The organism is Actinoallomurus sp. CA-150999, from assembly GCF_050942425.1.
Lineage (GTDB): Bacteria > Actinomycetota > Actinomycetes > Streptosporangiales > Streptosporangiaceae > Actinoallomurus.
In genome coordinates, this window is sequence record NZ_CP192063.1 from 866,552 (window position 1) to 882,984 (window position 16,433).

The following is a 16,433-nucleotide window of genomic DNA, read 5'->3' on the forward strand; positions in this document are numbered from 1 at the left end:
TGCCGAGCCCGCTGTTCGCCTCCACGTGCCGGTGCGCGTCGGCGATGTCGGCCAGGTCGAAGGTGGAGTCGATCACCGGGGCCAGGGCACCCGAACGCAGTCCCGCGTTGACGAACGCCTCGCCGCGGCGAAGGGCCGCGGGGTCGTCGGTGACGACGTTGAGGCCGAAGCCGAAGACGTTGAGCGGCCAGTTCATCGGCAAGGGCGCGGGCCGCGGGTCGAGCCACCCGTAGACGATCAGCATCCCGCCCCGCGCCACGGTCCGGGCGAGATCGGCCAGGCCCGGCCCGGCGATGGAGTCGAAGACCAGCCGGGCGCCGCCGCCCGCGCGGGCGGCGGACGGCGGCGTCGGTTGTCGTCGTGTGCCGGTCCCGGCCTCACCGGCTGATGGACGCCCAGAAGCCGCAACGGTGTTCATGGCCGAGCTCGACCGGCCGGATACCGCCGGTGCCGGGGGCGAGCGACAGGACCCGCTCCGCGTCTGGGCGGGTACGCGCCCACGTCGGCGCCCCGCCGCCGTTCGGGTCGCCGGTGCGGGCGAACCGTGTCCAGTACCCGATCATCTGATCGGACAGCCGGCGCTGCTCCGCCGTGAGCGGTCCGTGGAACTGCGCGTCGTCGAACAGATACTGCAGCTCTGAGGCGTGGAACGCGCCCGTCGGGAACCCCGGCGCGGGGGAGTCGGTGGCCCACGGTGCGTTCTCGTCGGCGAACTCGTACGCGTAGGTCGGCACCCGCGCGCTCAGCGCCCGGTCGGCCTGGCGTGCCGTGCACGCCCAGCTGTAGTCGGTCCAGACGGTGGCCACCGCCGTGCTCGCCGAGTCGTACTTCGCCACCGGGTAGGCGGCCAGGACCTTCGCCGCCTTCTCCTTGCCGAAGAAGCCCTCGATCTCGCTCCGGTAGTCCGCCTCGGTGGTCGTGTGCCCGGTGAAGTACTCGAGCCCGGCGACGAACGTCCGGTGCTCGTCGCGCGTGGTGCCGTGGATGACGGGCACCTTCGCGAACCGTCCCGTCGCCAGCGCCGTCGCCGGGTCGGTCGGCAGCACGCCGCCGCCGGACACCGGACCGAACCCCTGGCCGCCGTCTGAGGCGTCCAGCAGAGCCGGGACCGGCTTGCCGCGCAGGCAGGCCGCGACGTCCGCCGCGCCGGCGCAGCCGAGCTTCGCCGCGACCGACGCGCCCTGCCGTTCGGCGTCCGCCCGCGGCCGTACGATCCAGTTCCCGTCCTTGTACGGCCACTGGGTCGTGAGGGCGCAGGGGCCGCTCTGCGCGATGGCGCGCTGGAACAGCCCGGCCGAGGCCGGGGCGGCCAGATGCGAGCAGACGCTCATGCCCCCGGCGGACTCCCCGAACAGCGTCACCTCGCCCGGGTCCCCGCCGAACGCGCCGGCGTTCCGCCGGACCCAGCGCAGCGCCGCCTGCTGGTCCTCCAGCCCGAAGTCGCCCGACAGCCGCCCGCCCCGGTCCAGCGACGGGTGGGCGAGGAACCCGAAGACGCCCAGCCGGTAGTTCAGGGTGACGACGACCACGTTCCCCTTCGTCGCCAGGCGCTCGGCCCCGTACAGGTCGCCGGAGCCGGAGTAGAAGCCGCCCCCGTGAATCCACACCATCACCGGGAGCCGTCGCCCGGTGGTGCGCCGGGGTGTGGTGACGTTGAGGTACAGGCAATCCTCCGCCTCGCTCGGCGCGTCGCCGAGGAAGCCCGCCGTCTGCGCGCACGCGCTGCCGGGTCTCGTCGCGTCCCGCGTCCGCGTCCACGAGGTGACGGGTCGCGGCGAGGTCCAGCGCAGGGGTCCCACCGGCGGCGCGGCGTACGGGATGCCCTCGAACGACCGGTGGTCGGCCGCGACGACGCCCCGTACGGGCCCCTCCGCGGTCCGCACCACCGCGGCGTCATCGTTCCCGGCGGCCATCGCCGGCACCGCCGTCCCGGTGAGCGCGACGAGGCCGAGCCCGGCCGCACCCGCTACGGCGACCCTGCGTGCCCTCGGTCTCGCGCGGTCTCGTTGTTCCGACATGAACGCCACCTCCACAGTTCGCGATCGGCGTTCACGACTTTGCGGCAGGACGCCCGCGGAGTCAGTGGGCTTCGGTCCCGCTTCGCGGACGCCCTGCGGTCACCGTGACGGTGCACCCAACACCACCCCGGGGCGTGGCGCGCATCCCGACGTACACGCCATCGGCCAGAACAGAGAACGTGTGCGCGAGCCGGGGGCCGCCATCCGGGCCCGGCCGTCCGGAGGACGGGGACCGCGGCGATGCGGGAGCGCGCTCGTAAAACCGTGGCGATGCGGGAGCGCGCTCGTAAAACCGTGGCGATGGAAGAGCGCGCTCGTAAATCAGGCGACATGCACCATGCCCACCAGGGATAATCGGCAGTATGTCCGATCCCGTGCGTGTCCGCGGCTCGGTCGTCATCCCTGACGCCGAGTTGCGCTGGCGTTTCTCCCGTTCGTCGGGGCCGGGCGGGCAGCATGTCAACACCAGCGACACCGCCGCCGAGCTGTCCTTCGACGTGGCCGGGTCCGCCGCACTCCCGAAGCCGTACAAGGAACGCGCGTTGCAGCGCCTCGCCGGACGCCTCGTCGGGGGCGTCATCACGATCCGCGCCGAGGAGCACCGGTCGCAGCTGCGCAACCGTGAGGCGGCGAAGGCACGGCTGTCCGCCTTGCTCGCCGAGGCGACCGCCCCGCCGCCGAAGCCGCGCCGTCCCACCAAGCCGAGCCGCCGCGTCCACGAGCGCCGTCTGGAGAACAAGCGCCGCCGCGGCGATGTGAAGCGGGGTCGCTCCGGCCGCTTCGACGCCTGAAACCTCCGCTCCGTCGTCGGGCCGACACCGGCGATCCTGCCTGCGGATTCAACCCGATTGCCAGATTGTCGGTGCCACCCGGCATCATGGTCCGGCCAACCCAAAATCGCAGCTAGCCGCCCATGTGGGCGATTGATGATTGGAAGACCGAAGTGAGCACTCTGCCACCACCTGAGCTCGCGGAAGATTCACCGCAGGTATCCGCGCAGCCGGCCGGGCTTGACCGGGGCGTGCTCGCGGTCGCTATGGTCGTCGTCCTCGGCGCCATCATGTCGATCCTCGACGTGACCGTCGTCAACGTCGCGATCAGCCACCTTGCCGGCGCGTTCAAATCCCCGCTCTCCACCATCCAGTGGGTGGCCACCGGCTACACGCTCGCCCTGGCCACCGTCATCCCGCTCACGGGGTGGGCGTCGGCGAGATTCGGCACGAAGCGGCTGTACATGATCTCCATTGCGCTCTTCGTGGCCGGATCGGCGTTGGCCGGCATGGCGTGGTCGGCCGAGTCGCTGATCGCCTTCCGCGTCCTGCAGGGCCTCGGCGGCGGCATGATCATGCCGGCCGGCATGACGATCCTCACCCAGAAGGCCGGGCCGTCGCGGGTCGGCCAGGTGATGAGCGTCGTCGGGATCCCGATGCTGCTCGGGCCGATCGGCGGACCGATTCTGGGCGGCTGGCTGGTCGATGACGTCTCCTGGCGATGGATCTTCTTCATCAACCTGCCGATCGGCGTCCTCGCGCTGTTCCTCGCCGCGAAGATCCTCGACCGCGACACCCCGCGCCCGGGCGAACGCCTGGACATCCTGGGCCTCATCCTGCTGTCGCCCGGCCTGGCCTCGCTCATCTACGGCCTGGCCACGGGCGCGCAGCACAGCGACTTCGGCCGGACCGACGTCCTGATCACCACGATCGTCGGAGCGGTCCTGGTGGTGCTGTTCGCGGTCCGCGCGCTGACCGCCGCCAACCCGCTGATCGACCTGCGGCTGCTGAAGCGGCGCTCCGTCGCGGCGGCCTCGGGCACGATGACGCTGTTCATGTGCGCGTTCATGGGCGCGATGCTCCTGCTGCCGCTGTACTACCAGGCGGTGCGGCAGGAGACCGCCTTCTCCTCCGGCCTGCTGCTCGCCCCGCAGGGCATCGGCGCGATGTTCACCATGCCGGTGGGCGGCAAGCTCACCGACCGGATCGGCCCGGGCCGGGTCGTCCTGATCGGTCTGGTCGTCGTGGTCGCCTCCGTGGCCGGCTTCACCGCGGTCCTGCAGGCCGACACCTCGTACTGGGTGCTCGGCAGCGTGCTGTTCGTGATGGGGCTGGGCATGGGCATGACGATGATGCCGACCATGGCGGCCGCGATCCAGACGCTCGTGCATGACGAGGTGCCCAAGGCCAGCACCATGCTGAACATCATTCAGCAGGTGTCCGCCTCCATCGGCACGGCGCTGATGTCCGTCCTGCTCGCGAACGCCCTGTCCGACAAGCTCGGCGGCCCGGCGGGCGGCGGGCTGTCCTCGGCCCAGAAGGTTCCGCCGCAGATCATGCAGAAGATCGCCGGTCCGATGGCGGACGCCTTCCAGAGCACCTACTGGTGGGCGGTGGGCCTGCTGGCACTGGCGTTCATCCCGGCGCTGCTGCTGCCCCGCCGCAAGCCGACCGGCACCTCGGCGGACGCACCGATGCCGATGCACTGAGCCTCGCTCAGCGCACGTCCCGGCCCCACGGTCTCGAACCGTGGGGCCGTCGTCGTCTCCAACCCGAAGGCTCGACCACGGTCCCGCGGCCCTCGACGGCCACGTTCGCTAACCGGGCTGTTCGTGGCTATCGGTGTCCTCGATCCGTACGGAGTCGACCGGCGACGTGCCGAGGGTCGTCAGTTCCAGGTCGATGAAGGCGCCGATCATCGCGCGGTACGTGCGCTCGACCACGTCCGGCGTCGCGCCCAGGTCGGCGGCCGCTGCCCGTACCCGCTGGACGACCTGTTCCACGCGCTGCGGTGCTCGTACGGCGGAGGCGTCGGTCTTGAGGCGGCCGGCCCGGCGTACGAGGTTCTCCCGTTCGGCCAGCAGGGCGACGATCCGGCGGTCGAGTTCGTCGATCTCGGTACGGATCCCGTGGATCTCGTCGTGGGTCATGGAGAGGCTTGTCCTCTGGTCGGCTCCCGAGCGTGCGATCTCGGCCGACCTCCACCCAGACCTGCTCTGGAGCGGCGGTCTGGGAACGCGTGACGACAGGCCGCCTATGAGCGGCGCCACCAGGATGCGAGGCGAGTCATCACCCGCCGACCCTAGCAGGGCGATGATCTTCCGGGGAGTTCAGGTGACCCGGGATCAGCTCCAGTCGGCGGAGCGGACGGCGCGGAGAGCCGCCTTGCGCGCGTCGCCCTTCAGGGTGTCGACGTAGAGCCGGCCCTTGAGGTGGCCCATCTCGTGCTGGAGGCAGCGGGCGAAGTAGCCGGTGCCCTCGACTCGCAGCGGCTTGCCGGTCATGTCGACGCCTTCGACGACGGCGTGGGCGTGCCGCGGGGTCGGGAAGCGGAGGCCGGGCAGCGACAGGCAGCCCTCGTCGTCCTCGATGGTCGCGCCGTCGGTGTCGATCAGCACCGGGTTGACAACGTGGCCGACGTGGTTGCGGCCGGCGTCGTCGTCGCAGTCGTACACGAAGACCTGCAGGGAGACGCCGATCTGGTTGGCTGCCAGCCCCGCACCGTCGTTGGCGTACATCGACGCGAACATGTCGTCGATCAGCCGCCGCAGGTCGTCGTCGAAGGACCGCACCGGGTCGCATTCGGTGCGCAGCACGGGATCGCCCATGTAGCGGATCGGGCGGACGATACCCGCGTCGTCGCGTTGTCGTCTCACAGACTAGGACTGTAGATGATCAGGCCGGTGACCGGCCAACATCACCGGCCTGATCATTTCACTCCGCGGTCTGGTCGCCGGTGGCGGGGAAGACCTGCACGTTGCGTTCCTGGGGCGGTTGCTGCTGCGGCGGCTGCGGCTGGGCCGGGACCTGGGGCGGCGTCTGGGCCTGGTGGTGGCGCCCGGCCGGGGACTGCGGCGGCTCGGGACGGGCGGCGGGCGGCTCCTGCTCGCTCTGCGACCCGACGGCGTTGGCGACCATCTGCTCCAGCGGGCCGGCCTTCTCCTCCTGCTCGAGGAGCGTCACCAGCGTGTCGGTGATCTCGTTGAGCCGGGTCAGCGCCTGCGTGTGCTGCTTCGTCAGCTGGGAGAGCCGCTCGGTGGCGCCCTCGTTGATGACCGAGGAACGGCGCTCGGCGGTGGTGAGCGTACGTTCGGCCTCAGTGCGGGCGTCGGTGACCAGACTGTCCGCTTCGTTCTTGGCCGCGGACATGATGCGCTCGGACTCCTGCTGAGCCGCCGACAGCATGTGGCCGGCGTTCTCCTGGGCCTGGGCGATGGCGTGCTCGGACCTGCTCTGGGCCTCGTCGACCACGCGCTTGGCCTCGTGCTCGGCCTCCTGCTGGATGTGGGCGACCTTGCGCTCGGCCTCACTCAGCTTCGACTGGGCCTCTTCTTCGGCGAGGTTGATGATCTGGCGAAGCCGCTCGCTGAGGTCGTCGCCGGTGGGACGCCGGGCCTCGCGGACCTCGGACATCTCCCGGCGGGTGCGCTCGACCTCGTCGAGGGCGCGCGACAATCGTGCTTCGAGCTCGCGGATCTGGTTGCGGGTACGGGCGATGTATTCGTCGACCTGACGGCGGTTGTAGCCGCGCATGACGATCTCGAACGACTCTTCGCGGACTTCCTCGCGGAAGAGGTTCGGCAGGATCTCGGCTTCGTTGCTCATTGCCCTAGGGGGGTCGAAGGAACGTCTCTGACGACTCTCGGGGGTTCCCCTCTTTCGCGCAAGGGGAATGCGGCTACTCGCACGAATTCCCGGCCCATCGGTGCGGCAGCATGAGAGTCTTCCCAGGTTAAATACCGCAAAATGTCGCTTATGGGAAATATGACGCGCCGACGGGGCGGAGACAGCGTGGTATCGGGCGCGGGCGGCGCGGCATGGGCCGGGGCGGGGCGGTATCCGGTGCGGGGACGGTGGCGCGCCCGCTTCTAGACTTGGCGACCGTGACGGATTTCTTCCACGGCACGCTCGGCGAGCACCGGCCCGACATCCACCCGGAGGCGTGGGTGGCCCCGGGCGCCGTCGTCGTCGGCCGCGTACGGCTCGGCCGGGCGGCCAACGTCTGGTACGGCTCGGTGCTGCGCGGCGACGACGAGGACATCATCGTCGGCGAGGAGTGCAACATCCAGGACCTGTGCTGCCTGCACTGTGACGCGGGCATGCCCGCCGTCCTGGAGGACCGGGTCAGCCTCGGCCACAAGGCCATGGTCCACGGCGCGCACATCGAGACCGGCTCCCTGATCGGCATCGGGGCGATCGTGCTGAACGGCGCGCGGATCGGCGCCGGCACGCTGGTCGCGGCCGGCGCGGTCGTCGGGCCGGGCAAGAAGATCCCCTCCGGGGTGCTCGTCGCCGGGGTTCCGGGAAGGATCGTCCGGGAGCTGAACGACGACGACCGGGCGGTGCTCGCCCACACACCGGAGACGTACGTCCGCAAGGCGGCCCGGCACCGCGACGCCCACTGGGCCTGACACACTGCCGCACGGCGCGGGTCGCGGCCGTCGGGGCCCACGGTCGCTCGGCGGTCACGCGCCCATGCCGGTGGGCCGTGCGGACGAGAGAGCGAGCGGCCCGGAGCTGAGTGCGCGCGGGTGGATCGGAGCCCGGCGCGGCGGCGCGGGACGTGGGGAGTGCGGGCCGAGCGCAGTGCTAGTCGCGCGGGCCGGGGCACGTACGCCGGTGGCGTCCGGTCACCGGCCCGCGCGGTTCAACGGCCGTCCAGGGTTTCAGTCGCCGCGCTGCGCGCCGCGGGAGCCGGGGGGCGTCGCGTCCGTCCAGTCCTGCGTGAGCACGGCGGACGAGCTGTACAACGAGCCCGGCGCCAGCCCCGCCGTGCTGCCGGCCGGCTTGAGGACGATCAGTTCCTCGGCCAGCGCACGGCCGGTCGCGGTGTCAATGATCAGACGGTGCTGCAGCGTGCCGTTGCCCTTCGTCGGCTCGGTGACCGCGATGGCGGTGCCCGTACGGCCTTGGGCGTCCTTCACCGCGCCGATCGCCTTCACCATCTTGAGGTCCGCGAGCATCCGGAAGGCCGCGCCGCGGACCTTCGGCGTCACCGGCATGTCCATGATCAGGCCCTTGGCCACGGTGTACAGCCACAGGTCGGAGCCCATCGCCTCGCTGGACGACTCGGTGCCGTGCCCCTGGTACCACCGCGACAGCGACGCCTTCAGCCGCTTCGGGTCGGCCGGCAGCGCACGCAGGTCCTTCATGGTGACGTTGCGGCCGAGCCAGAACACCTTGTCCCCGTCGACGAGCGGCGCGCGGCTCACGGACACCTTGCCCGGCTGCGCCGGCATGACCATCTTGCCCTTGCCCTTGCCGTACGGCGTGGCGCTGAACGTGAAGCTCGTCGGAGACCCGGCCTTCTTCCAGGCCGCCACGTCCGCCGCGGTCGCCGGACGGGCGCCGAGCCGCTGCTCGCTCGCCACCTGGTCCTGCCGTACGGCGCTCGGCGTCCACTGCTCGCTGCGACCCTCCGAGAGGACGGTGTAGTCACCGGTGGGTGCGGCCACCCGGAAGTAGGACCGGCCCAGCGTCACCGAATGCCAGTACTTTCCGACCCGGTCCGGCTGGACGTCCGCCCTGCTCGCCGCCGCCAGCAGTACCGTGTGGGCGTTCAACGCGACCGTACGGGGCGGGGACCCGGTGCCGCCCGGCCGGTCGCCGGCCGGCCCGCCGGCCGATCCACCGGTCGTGGAGATCGCGACCGCCGCCGCGGCAGCGGCCGCCGTGAGGCCGAGGCCGCCCGTCAGCCACATCGTCCGGCCGGGACGCGTACGGGCGCGGGTGCGGGCCCCGTCCCGGAGCCGTTCGCGGCCCGCCGTGACGGCGTCCGCCGTCGGAGCCGGCTTGTCCAGCAGCGAGCGGACCATCCGCAGGTCCTCATCCATGGGGGAGCTCCTTCTCGAGTGCGGTGCGAAGCTTCTTCCGGGCCCGGTTGAGGCGCGAGCCGACGGTTCCGTACGGGATCTTGAGTGCCTGGGCGACCTCTTCGTGACCGAAGTCGGCCAAGGCGACCAGCAGCAGGACGTCCCGCTCCTTGCGGGTGAGCGCGGCGATCGCGCGGGCCAGCTGTGGCTGCAGGCCGGCCGCGGTCACCGCCGTGACGACCTGGTTCTCGTGGCCGTCGTCGGCGGGGGCCGCGGTCGCGCGGGCGAGGGTCTCGTAGTGCCGGGACTCGACGCGCCGGTGCTGGGCGACGAGCTTGGTGGCGATGCCGAACAGCCACGGCCGCAGCGCCCCACGCGCCGGGTCGAACCGCTCCCGCTTACGGAACGCCACGAGGAACGTCTCGGCCGCGATGTCATCCGCGGCCTGCGTGTCGAGCCGTCCCGCGACGTACCGGTGGACATCCCCGAAGTACCGGTCGTAGACGGCGGTGAACCGATCGGGATCTCGCCGGTACTCCCGTACGAGGTCGGCGTCGCTCAGCTGCCCGACCCCGTCGATGCCGGCCAGGCCGGTCACGTCTTGATCTCCGTCATGGGCGCCTTCCGGGCGAGGTGGTCAACGGTCACCTGTACTCCGCGCCTTCGCCCGATCGCTTTCGCTCCCGATCGAAGAATTCCGGTACGGCTTCCCGCCGTGGTCGCTCGAGAAAGGCCACGGCTGATGGTCGGGGCGGCCTTGGTATGCCGTTTACCATTGCATGGTGGTCTGGGGGCAGGCGTACGGCGAGAAGCCCTCGGCCGCCGCCCAGGATCCGTTCGCGGTGGTCGAGCGGGACACGCGTGCCATGGTGACGGCGGGCTGGTGGGCCACCACGCCGCCCCTCCAGCGGCAGAACCTCACCGCCGGGCGGATGCTCGTCCTGCCCGACGGCACATGGTGGCTGTTCGGAGCGTGGGCCCGCTGGTACCGCTGGCTCCCCGCCGACGGCCAGTGGCACCTGTGCCCGCCTCCCCGGCTGCCGATGACGCGGACGTCGGCGCGCCCCCTGGCACAAGGCATGGCGGTGCCCCGCATTCCGCCCCACCTGGTGCCCTCCGGCCCCGACTTCAGCCAGGAGCCGCCGCAGGCGCTGCCCTTCGTGGACGTCGACGTACGGCCCGAGGTGACGTCCCGCGTACGGGCGACCCTCGAGTCGGCGGCGGCGCTCCCACCCCACGACTACCCGCACTGGTGGGGCGCCTTCTCCTCGTCCACGCCGAGCACCGTCGCCGTCGGCTGGGGCGTGATGCTGTGGTCCGCCGCCGCGCCGGTGTTCTACTCCGGCCTCGACGCCCAGCTGCTCGACATCTGGTCGCCGTACCGCGCCCGGCCGCTGCCCGACGTCGACGGGCCTCGCTGGCTCACCCCGCCACCGCTGGAGTCCCTGGTCGGGCTGTACGCCGAGCGGCTGCGCGCCCACCGGGTGGACGCCGCCGTCGTGATCCTGCGCACGATGTGGGCGATGGCCAGCGCCCTGCGCCAGGACGCCCGCTTCCGTCCCCGCGCGGACGCGCTCCTCGCCGTCCTCGGATCCACCCTGCACAATCCCACGGTCGACTACTCCGCCCTGCCGTACGGCGACCAGGCGATCGTCCAGCAGTGGCTCACCCGATGCCCGCCCGTGCTGGCGCCGGCGCTGCGCATCGAGGCATCCGCCGGCGAACACTTCCGCAACGCCTTCTACGACCTCGCCCTCACCCTCGCCTCGATCGCCGGCGACCCGGCCGAACAGGGGTACGTCGAACCCCGCCTCATCGCGGCCGCGCTGCTGGCCGCCGACCTCGCGGTCGTCCGGCGCGACGTCGCCGCGCAGGTCATCGGCTGGCTCGACCCCGAGACCCGGCGCACGACCCAGGCGATCCTCACCGGCCCGGACCACCCCCTACGGCGCTTCTGGCCCCAGGACAAGCGGCTCCCGCCCCTCCTGCGGCACCGCGTCGAGAAGCTCCGCCCCAGCGCGCGGGGCGCACTCCTGGCCACGATGTACGCCCTGGACCTCGCCTGGTGCCGACTGGGCGGCGGCATCCCGGCCCGGCCGCGCGGCTTCCCCATCCCGGTCGCGATCCTGTCCGAGATCCTCGGCCCCGACCGCGCCCGCTCCGCCGCGCCCGCCGACCCGGCGACGCCGACACCCGGCGTCGCCCCGCTAGCCCGGCAGTACCCCGCCCGCCCAGCACCCGCCGCACCGCCCGCAGCCCCACCCGTCGCCCACCAGCCACCCACCGGCCCACCGGGCCAGGCCCCCACCTGGGCCCCACCACCCGCCGCGGCGGCCGCATCTGCCGGAACGATGGCCGATGCGGGCCCGCCGCAGGTGGTGTCTCCTGCGGCGGGGGCCGCTGGGACGGTGGCGGACGTCGGTCCGCCTCCGGTCGCTCGGCCTGCCGTCTCTGCGGGCGGGGACGCCGCGCCGTTGGGCGCTCGACCCGACGTCACGTCCGGGGAGGCGGACGCTGATTCGCGGTCGGCGGCGGGTCTTGCGGGGGCGATGGCCGATGCCGGTCCGCCACAGGCGGTCCCTCCTGCGGCGGCGGGATCTGCGGCGACGATGGCGGACGTCGGTCCCCCGGCGGCTCCGCCTGCCGCCGCGGCGGGCGGTACGAAGGATGCCGCGCCGTCGGGCGCTCGGCCTGGGGACGTGCCCGGGGAGGCGGACGCCGATTCGCGGCCGGGGGCGGGTCTTCCGGGGACGGGGGACGATGTCGGTCCGCCTCGGGTCGATCAGCCTGCCGCCTCCGCGAGCGGTATGACGGACGCCGAGGCGTCGAGCGTTCGTTCCGGTGACGCTTCCAGGGATGCGGACGCTGATCCGCAGTCGGCGGCGACAGGGGCTGCGGGGGCGATGGCGGACGTCGGTCCGGCGGCTCCGCCTGCCGCCGCGGCGGGCGATGTGACGGACGCTGCGTCGCCGAGCGCTTGGCCTGACGATGCGTCCGAGGCAGACGCTGATCCGGCGTCGGCTGGTGCCGGACCTGCGGAGGCGATGGCGGGTGCCGGTCCGGGGGCTCGGTCTGCCGTCGCGGCGGCCGATACGCCGGACTCTGCGCCGTCGAGCGCTCGGTCCGACGAAGCGTCCGGGGACGCGGACGTCGATCCGCCTCCGGGCGTTCGGCCTGCGGACTCGGCGGCCAGGGACGCTGTGCCGTCGAATGCTCACGCCGATGCCTCGTTCGGGACTGCCGATCCGCAGTCGGCGGATGCCGGATCTGCGGGGACGATGGCGGATGTCGGTCCGGAGGCTTGGTCTGCCGCCGAAGCGGACGGTACGAAGGACGCCGCGCCATCGAGTGCCCGGTCCGATGCCTCGTCCGGGACCGTGGATGCCGATCCGCAGCCGGCGGCGGCCGGTCCTCCAGGAACGATGGCCGACTTCGGTCCGTTTCCTGCCGCTCAGTCGGCAGCCTCGATGGGCGGTACGACGGACGCCGAGGCGTCGGGTACTCGGCTCGATGACGCACCTGGGGAGGGGGACGCGGAACTCCCGGCGGCCGCTTCGCCGGCCACGCAGGTGGGGGGTGCACCGGAGGAGTCCGGCCCCGCGTCGAGCGAGCCAGGGGCCGTGCCCGTGTCGCCGGCCACCCGGGCATGGGATCCGTCGGGCGAGCCTGGATCCGTGTCTGTGCCGCCGGCTACACGGGCGTGGGATCCGTCGGGTGAGCCGGCGGCTGCGTCCGCGTCGGGTGAGTCGGGTCCTGTGTCTGTGCCGCCGGCCACGCGGGCGTGGGATCCGTCGGGCGAGCCTGGGCCCGCGTCCGTGCCGTCGACCAGGGTTGTGTGGGAGCCGGAGAAGGTGGGGGAGGCCACCATGCTCGACGGGCCGTCCGGCTCACCCGACGCCACGTACATCGACGCTCCCAGTGGCGGCACTCGGGCGGACGCCGGAGGGATTCCGATGGTGGACCGGCCTCCGGCGTACTCCGGTCCTCCCGTGCCGCCGGGTCTTCCGGCGCCCTTCACGCCGCCCACGTCGGCGGGTGGTCCCGTGCCGCCCGCGCCGCTCATCCCGGCGGGCACTCCCGGTCCTCTCGTACCGCCGGGCCCGGGCGGCGTACCCCAAGGCCCGGGTGACATGCCGCCGCGCCCAGGTGATGCGCCCCGCCCGGGCGGCGCGTATCGACCCGAGGCCGATCCCGGCGACGTGGCACGGCCTGGCGGTGTGGCACAGCCCGGCGACGTGGCACGGCCCGGTGGCTCGGCGCGGCCCGGTGACGTGGCGCGTTCTGGTCAGGTGCCTCATCCTGGCGCGCCCGGTGCGCCGGGACCTCCGCGTACCCGGGTCCTCGGTGAGCAGGGACGTTCCGCGGAGCCGCCGGGTACCCGCATCCAGCCGGAGCGGCCGGGCACCAGAATCATGTCGCAGACGATGATGGGCGACCTCCTGGGCGCGCCGATGCCCGGGCGTCCGGTCGGTGACATCGAGCCGCCGCCCTCCGGTACGGTCCTGCCCGAGGTGACGGAGCGGTTCGGCATCCGTTTCGTCTCCGGCCAGGATGCCCTCGCCGGGTTGCTCGACGACGTGCGCCGCCGGGCGTCGTCCGGCGAGGAGACGAGTCCGGCGCTCCTGGTCGTCGGCGCCCCGCACAGCGGCCAGCGTCGGCTTGCCCGGCTCGTCGCCCGTACGCTCGCCGGCGCGGGCGTCGGCGACGGCTCCGTGCGGACCGTCGACGGCACCGATGCGCACGGTGACCCGGTGCGGGTCTTCGGCGCGTCGTCGGCGGGCGGGACTCCGTTGTTGTTCGAGTGGCTCGACGCGGCCCTGTCGCGGGCGTCCGATCCGGCGGCGTCGGCCTCCGCCGTCACGCGCTCCCGGGGGAACGGCGCGGCGCTGATCGCGACCTGCGAGCCGGGTGCGTACAAGCGGCTGACGGCCGACTTCCCGGAGTTGATCGGGATGTTCCGGGTGTTCCGGCTGCCGGATCTGTCCGACACCGAGACCCGGCTGGCCCTCGTCCACGTACTGGCGGACGAGCGGCGGGTGACGGTCAACGCGCCCGCGCTGCAGACCGTGAAGGCGGACCTGCCGCGGCTGAAGGGGTACGGCGACCTACTGAACGCCCGTCTGGTCGAGGCGTACCTCGACCGGGCGATCGCCCGGCACACCGACCGGTTCGGGGCGGCGTCCCGCGACCGTCTGGTGCTGACGCCGGAGGACTTCAGCGGCGTGGCCGAGGAGATCGAGCCGGCCCTGCGCGCCCCCGGGGACGTCGATGGCTTCCTGCGTTCCCTCGACGAGATGATCGGTCTGGACGAGGTGAAGCAGACCGTCGGCGACCTGGTCACCGAGGCGCGGCTCGCGGCGGAGCGGGCGGCGCAGGGACTGCCGTCCGGCAATCCGAGTCGTCACCTGGTCTTCCTGGGTCGGCCGGGCACGGGTAAGCGGACCGTGGCGGGGCTGATCGGCGGCGTGTACGCCGCGCTGAACCTCCTCGACTCCGGGCAGGTTGTCGTGTGCAGCGCCCGCGACCTCGCCGGTGCCGACGCGGCGGCGAAGGTCGCCGCCCAGGTCGACCGGGCGGTCGGCGGTGTGCTGCTCATCGAGGACGCGTCGCTGCTCGACCGGACGTCCGCGGCGGTGACGGCGCTGCTGCGGCACATGGAGGAGCGGCGCGACAAGTTCTTGGTGATCTGTTCCAGCGAGCCGGCCGAGATGGACGGCTTCCTGCTCGCCAACCCGGGGTTCCGGGCGGAGTTCGGGGCGATCGTGGAGTTCCGGGAGCCGACGGACCGGCAGCTCGTGAAGTTGTTCTCCCGTTTCGCCGAACGCGAGCTCTACCTGCTGGACGAGGAGCTCCGCGTCGAGCTGCTGGGGCGTTTCGGCGAGATGCGCGGGTCGCGGGGGTTCGCGTTCGCCGAGACGGTGCGGCGGCTGTTCGACGCGATCGTGGCGCGGCAGGCGGCGCGGCTGGCCGGAGCGCGCGTGGACGCCGCGACAGTGGCCCGGCTCACTGTGCGTGACCTGCCGGAATCACCGGCGGAGCGACTGTTGCAGCATCTCCACGAGGACCGTACCCGCCGGTAGCCCGAGGTGGCCCTTGACTCCTCGAGGACCACCTCGGTGGGTGGGCGCCGAATGGCCCTCTTGGGTCATGTCCCGGGACGGGCCGGGCGCGTAGCCTTTCCACAGGTGTGGGGACGAACGGAGGTGGACGCGATGCGCCAGAACCTCGATATGCGCGTCCATGACCGTGTCGCGTTGGATGAGATCGAGCTGTACTCCGAGATGCTCAGCGCCGTCGCGACGGCGGATCGGCCGTTGACGACCGATGAGATCGACATGGTGCTCGGGATCGGCCACAGCACACGGTTGTGAGCGACGTCATGGTCGGCGCACGCGGGGATGCGCCGACTGCTCACTTCGGGATCCAGCACGCACCGGCGCGCCTACGAGCGAATCACGCTGATCCGGCTCACGACTTGACGAGGCGCGCGATGGCCGCCGAGGCCTCCTTCACCTTCTCCTCGGCCGCCGGGCCGCCCTCATTGATCGCTTCGGCGACGCAGTGGCCGAGATGGTCCTCGAGCAGGCCCAGCGCGACGGACTGCAGCGCACGGGTGACGGCCGACACCTGGGTGAGGACGTCGATGCAGTACTCATCCTCGGATACCATCCGCTGGAGTCCGCGCACCTGACCCTCGATGCGGCGCAGGCGGACGAGGTAGGCGTCCTTGTCGTTCGTATACCCGTGCATACCGGCCACTGTATACCCCCTAGGGGTAGAGCTCCAAGTGATCGTTTGAGGCGTCCGTTGCCCGGGCACCAGGGGCACGTATGGCCCGTGGATCCGATGTATCGCCCGACGGAACGGGACCGCACGAGGCGTGTTGCGGTGAAGTAACAGGGGGGCGAAGGTTCGCTTTCCCGCTGGTAAGCCGTACCATCCTCAGCGGACTGTTCCCGCACTTCAGGAGAAGGACGTGCGATTCCGACTCACCCCGCGTGAGGACAGCTACTACGACATGTTCGCGGATTCCGCGAACAACTTGGTCACAGGGGCCAGGCTGCTCGTGGAGCTGATCAGCGAAGGGGCCGACCGTGAGGGGATCGCGGAGAAGATGCGCGCCTGCGAGCACGCCGGCGACGAGTTCACTCACGCGATCATGCGCCGGCTCAACGAGAGCTTCATCACGCCCTTCGATCGCGAGGACATCTACCGGCTCGCGTCGACGCTCGATGACGTCATGGACTTCATGGAGGCGGCGGCCGACCTCGTCCTGCTGTACAAGCTCGACGAGCTGCCCCGAGACGTCATCGCGCAGGTCGAAGTGCTCGAGCGCGCGGCCGAGCTGACCGCGGACGCCATGCCGCGGCTGCGCGGGCTGCGCGACCTCAGCGAGTACTGGATCGAGATCAACCGGCTGGAGAACCAGGGCGACCAGACCTACCGGCGGCTCCTGGCCGAGCTGTTCAGCGGCAAGTACGACGCGCTGACCGTCCTGAAGGTCAAGGAGGTCGTCGACCAGCTCGAGGCCGCCGCGGACGCGTTCGAGCACGTCGCGAACATCGTCGAGACGATCGCGGTCAAGGAATCGTGAGCATCGTGTCGTCAAAGCG

General features: G+C 72.0%; 13 protein-coding genes and 1 pseudogene. 6 read left to right on the top strand and 8 right to left on the bottom strand.

From position 1 onward, the window contains the following. Position 1: 1 nt before the first annotated feature. Both ACQP2O_RS04205 and ACQP2O_RS04210 read right to left on the bottom strand, forming a co-directional pair. Positions 2-418, bottom strand: a pseudogene (locus ACQP2O_RS04205) (zinc-binding dehydrogenase); the annotation flags it as partial. After that, positions 378-2,018, bottom strand: coding sequence for a carboxylesterase/lipase family protein (locus ACQP2O_RS04210; RefSeq protein WP_433180049.1), 1,641 nt, complete (start codon positions 2,016-2,018; stop codon positions 378-380). The gene ACQP2O_RS04210 and the pseudogene ACQP2O_RS04205, both read right to left, overlap by 41 nt. Positions 2,019-2,380: 362 nt before the next feature. On the opposite strand from ACQP2O_RS04210, the gene arfB reads away from it, so the two are divergent. Both arfB and ACQP2O_RS04220 read left to right on the top strand, forming a co-directional pair. Next, positions 2,381-2,809 carry an alternative ribosome rescue aminoacyl-tRNA hydrolase ArfB gene (gene arfB, locus ACQP2O_RS04215; protein ID WP_433180050.1) on the top strand — a complete coding sequence of 143 codons (429 nt, stop codon included), beginning with the start codon at positions 2,381-2,383 and terminating at the stop codon, positions 2,807-2,809. A 230-nt stretch (positions 2,810-3,039) separates the two neighbouring features. After that, a complete protein-coding gene (locus ACQP2O_RS04220; protein ID WP_433180052.1) occupies positions 3,040-4,497 on the top strand; it encodes a DHA2 family efflux MFS transporter permease subunit in 1,458 nt (485 codons plus the stop codon). A gap of 108 nt (positions 4,498-4,605) precedes the next feature. On the opposite strand, the gene ACQP2O_RS04225 is transcribed toward ACQP2O_RS04220, so the two are convergent. From ACQP2O_RS04225 to ACQP2O_RS04235, 3 genes are all read right to left on the bottom strand, one after another. Further along, positions 4,606-4,938, bottom strand: a complete 333-nt coding sequence (locus tag ACQP2O_RS04225; protein ID WP_433180054.1) for a chorismate mutase — start codon at positions 4,936-4,938, stop codon at positions 4,606-4,608. Between the two features lie 195 nt (positions 4,939-5,133). After that, positions 5,134-5,664 carry a peptide deformylase gene (def, locus tag ACQP2O_RS04230; RefSeq protein WP_433180056.1) on the bottom strand — a complete coding sequence of 177 codons (531 nt, stop codon included), beginning with the start codon at positions 5,662-5,664 and terminating at the stop codon, positions 5,134-5,136. A gap of 58 nt (positions 5,665-5,722) precedes the next feature. Further along, positions 5,723-6,613 carry a DivIVA domain-containing protein gene (locus tag ACQP2O_RS04235; protein WP_433180058.1) on the bottom strand — a complete coding sequence of 297 codons (891 nt, stop codon included), beginning with the start codon at positions 6,611-6,613 and terminating at the stop codon, positions 5,723-5,725. A 278-nt stretch (positions 6,614-6,891) separates the two neighbouring features. On the opposite strand from ACQP2O_RS04235, the gene ACQP2O_RS04240 reads away from it, so the two are divergent. Then, positions 6,892-7,419 carry a gamma carbonic anhydrase family protein gene (locus ACQP2O_RS04240; protein ID WP_433180060.1) on the top strand — a complete coding sequence of 176 codons (528 nt, stop codon included), beginning with the start codon at positions 6,892-6,894 and terminating at the stop codon, positions 7,417-7,419. Positions 7,420-7,674: 255 nt separating this feature from the next. Here ACQP2O_RS04240 and ACQP2O_RS04245 read toward each other — a convergent pair whose 3' ends face one another. Next, positions 7,675-8,841: a CU044_5270 family protein gene (locus ACQP2O_RS04245; protein ID WP_433180061.1), complete on the bottom strand. Its 1,167-nt coding sequence runs from the start codon at positions 8,839-8,841 to the stop codon at positions 7,675-7,677. Next, complete coding sequence (locus ACQP2O_RS04250; protein ID WP_433180063.1) at positions 8,834-9,418, bottom strand: RNA polymerase sigma factor; 585 nt, start codon at positions 9,416-9,418, stop codon at positions 8,834-8,836. The genes ACQP2O_RS04245 and ACQP2O_RS04250 overlap by 8 nt, the downstream gene beginning before the upstream one ends. A gap of 184 nt (positions 9,419-9,602) precedes the next feature. Between ACQP2O_RS04250 and ACQP2O_RS04255 the strand changes: the two genes are divergently transcribed. Together ACQP2O_RS04255 and ACQP2O_RS04260 are read left to right on the top strand one after the other, a co-directional pair. Further along, on the top strand, positions 9,603-14,900 hold the full coding sequence (locus ACQP2O_RS04255) for a hypothetical protein (protein ID WP_433180065.1): 5,298 nt from the start codon (positions 9,603-9,605) through the stop codon (positions 14,898-14,900). Between the two features lie 132 nt (positions 14,901-15,032). Next, positions 15,033-15,191 carry a hypothetical protein gene (locus tag ACQP2O_RS04260; protein ID WP_433180066.1) on the top strand — a complete coding sequence of 53 codons (159 nt, stop codon included), beginning with the start codon at positions 15,033-15,035 and terminating at the stop codon, positions 15,189-15,191. Positions 15,192-15,288: 97 nt separating this feature from the next. On the opposite strand, the gene ACQP2O_RS04265 is transcribed toward ACQP2O_RS04260, so the two are convergent. Then, entirely contained in the window at positions 15,289-15,570 is a 282-nt protein-coding gene (locus ACQP2O_RS04265) for a metal-sensitive transcriptional regulator (protein WP_433180068.1), read from the bottom strand. Positions 15,571-15,796: 226 nt separating this feature from the next. On the opposite strand from ACQP2O_RS04265, the gene ACQP2O_RS04270 reads away from it, so the two are divergent. After that, the gene (locus tag ACQP2O_RS04270) at positions 15,797-16,414 is read left to right on the top strand and encodes a DUF47 domain-containing protein (RefSeq protein ID WP_433180070.1); all 618 of its coding nucleotides are present in this window, start codon (positions 15,797-15,799) and stop codon (positions 16,412-16,414) included. Positions 16,415-16,433: the final 19 nt, after the last annotated feature.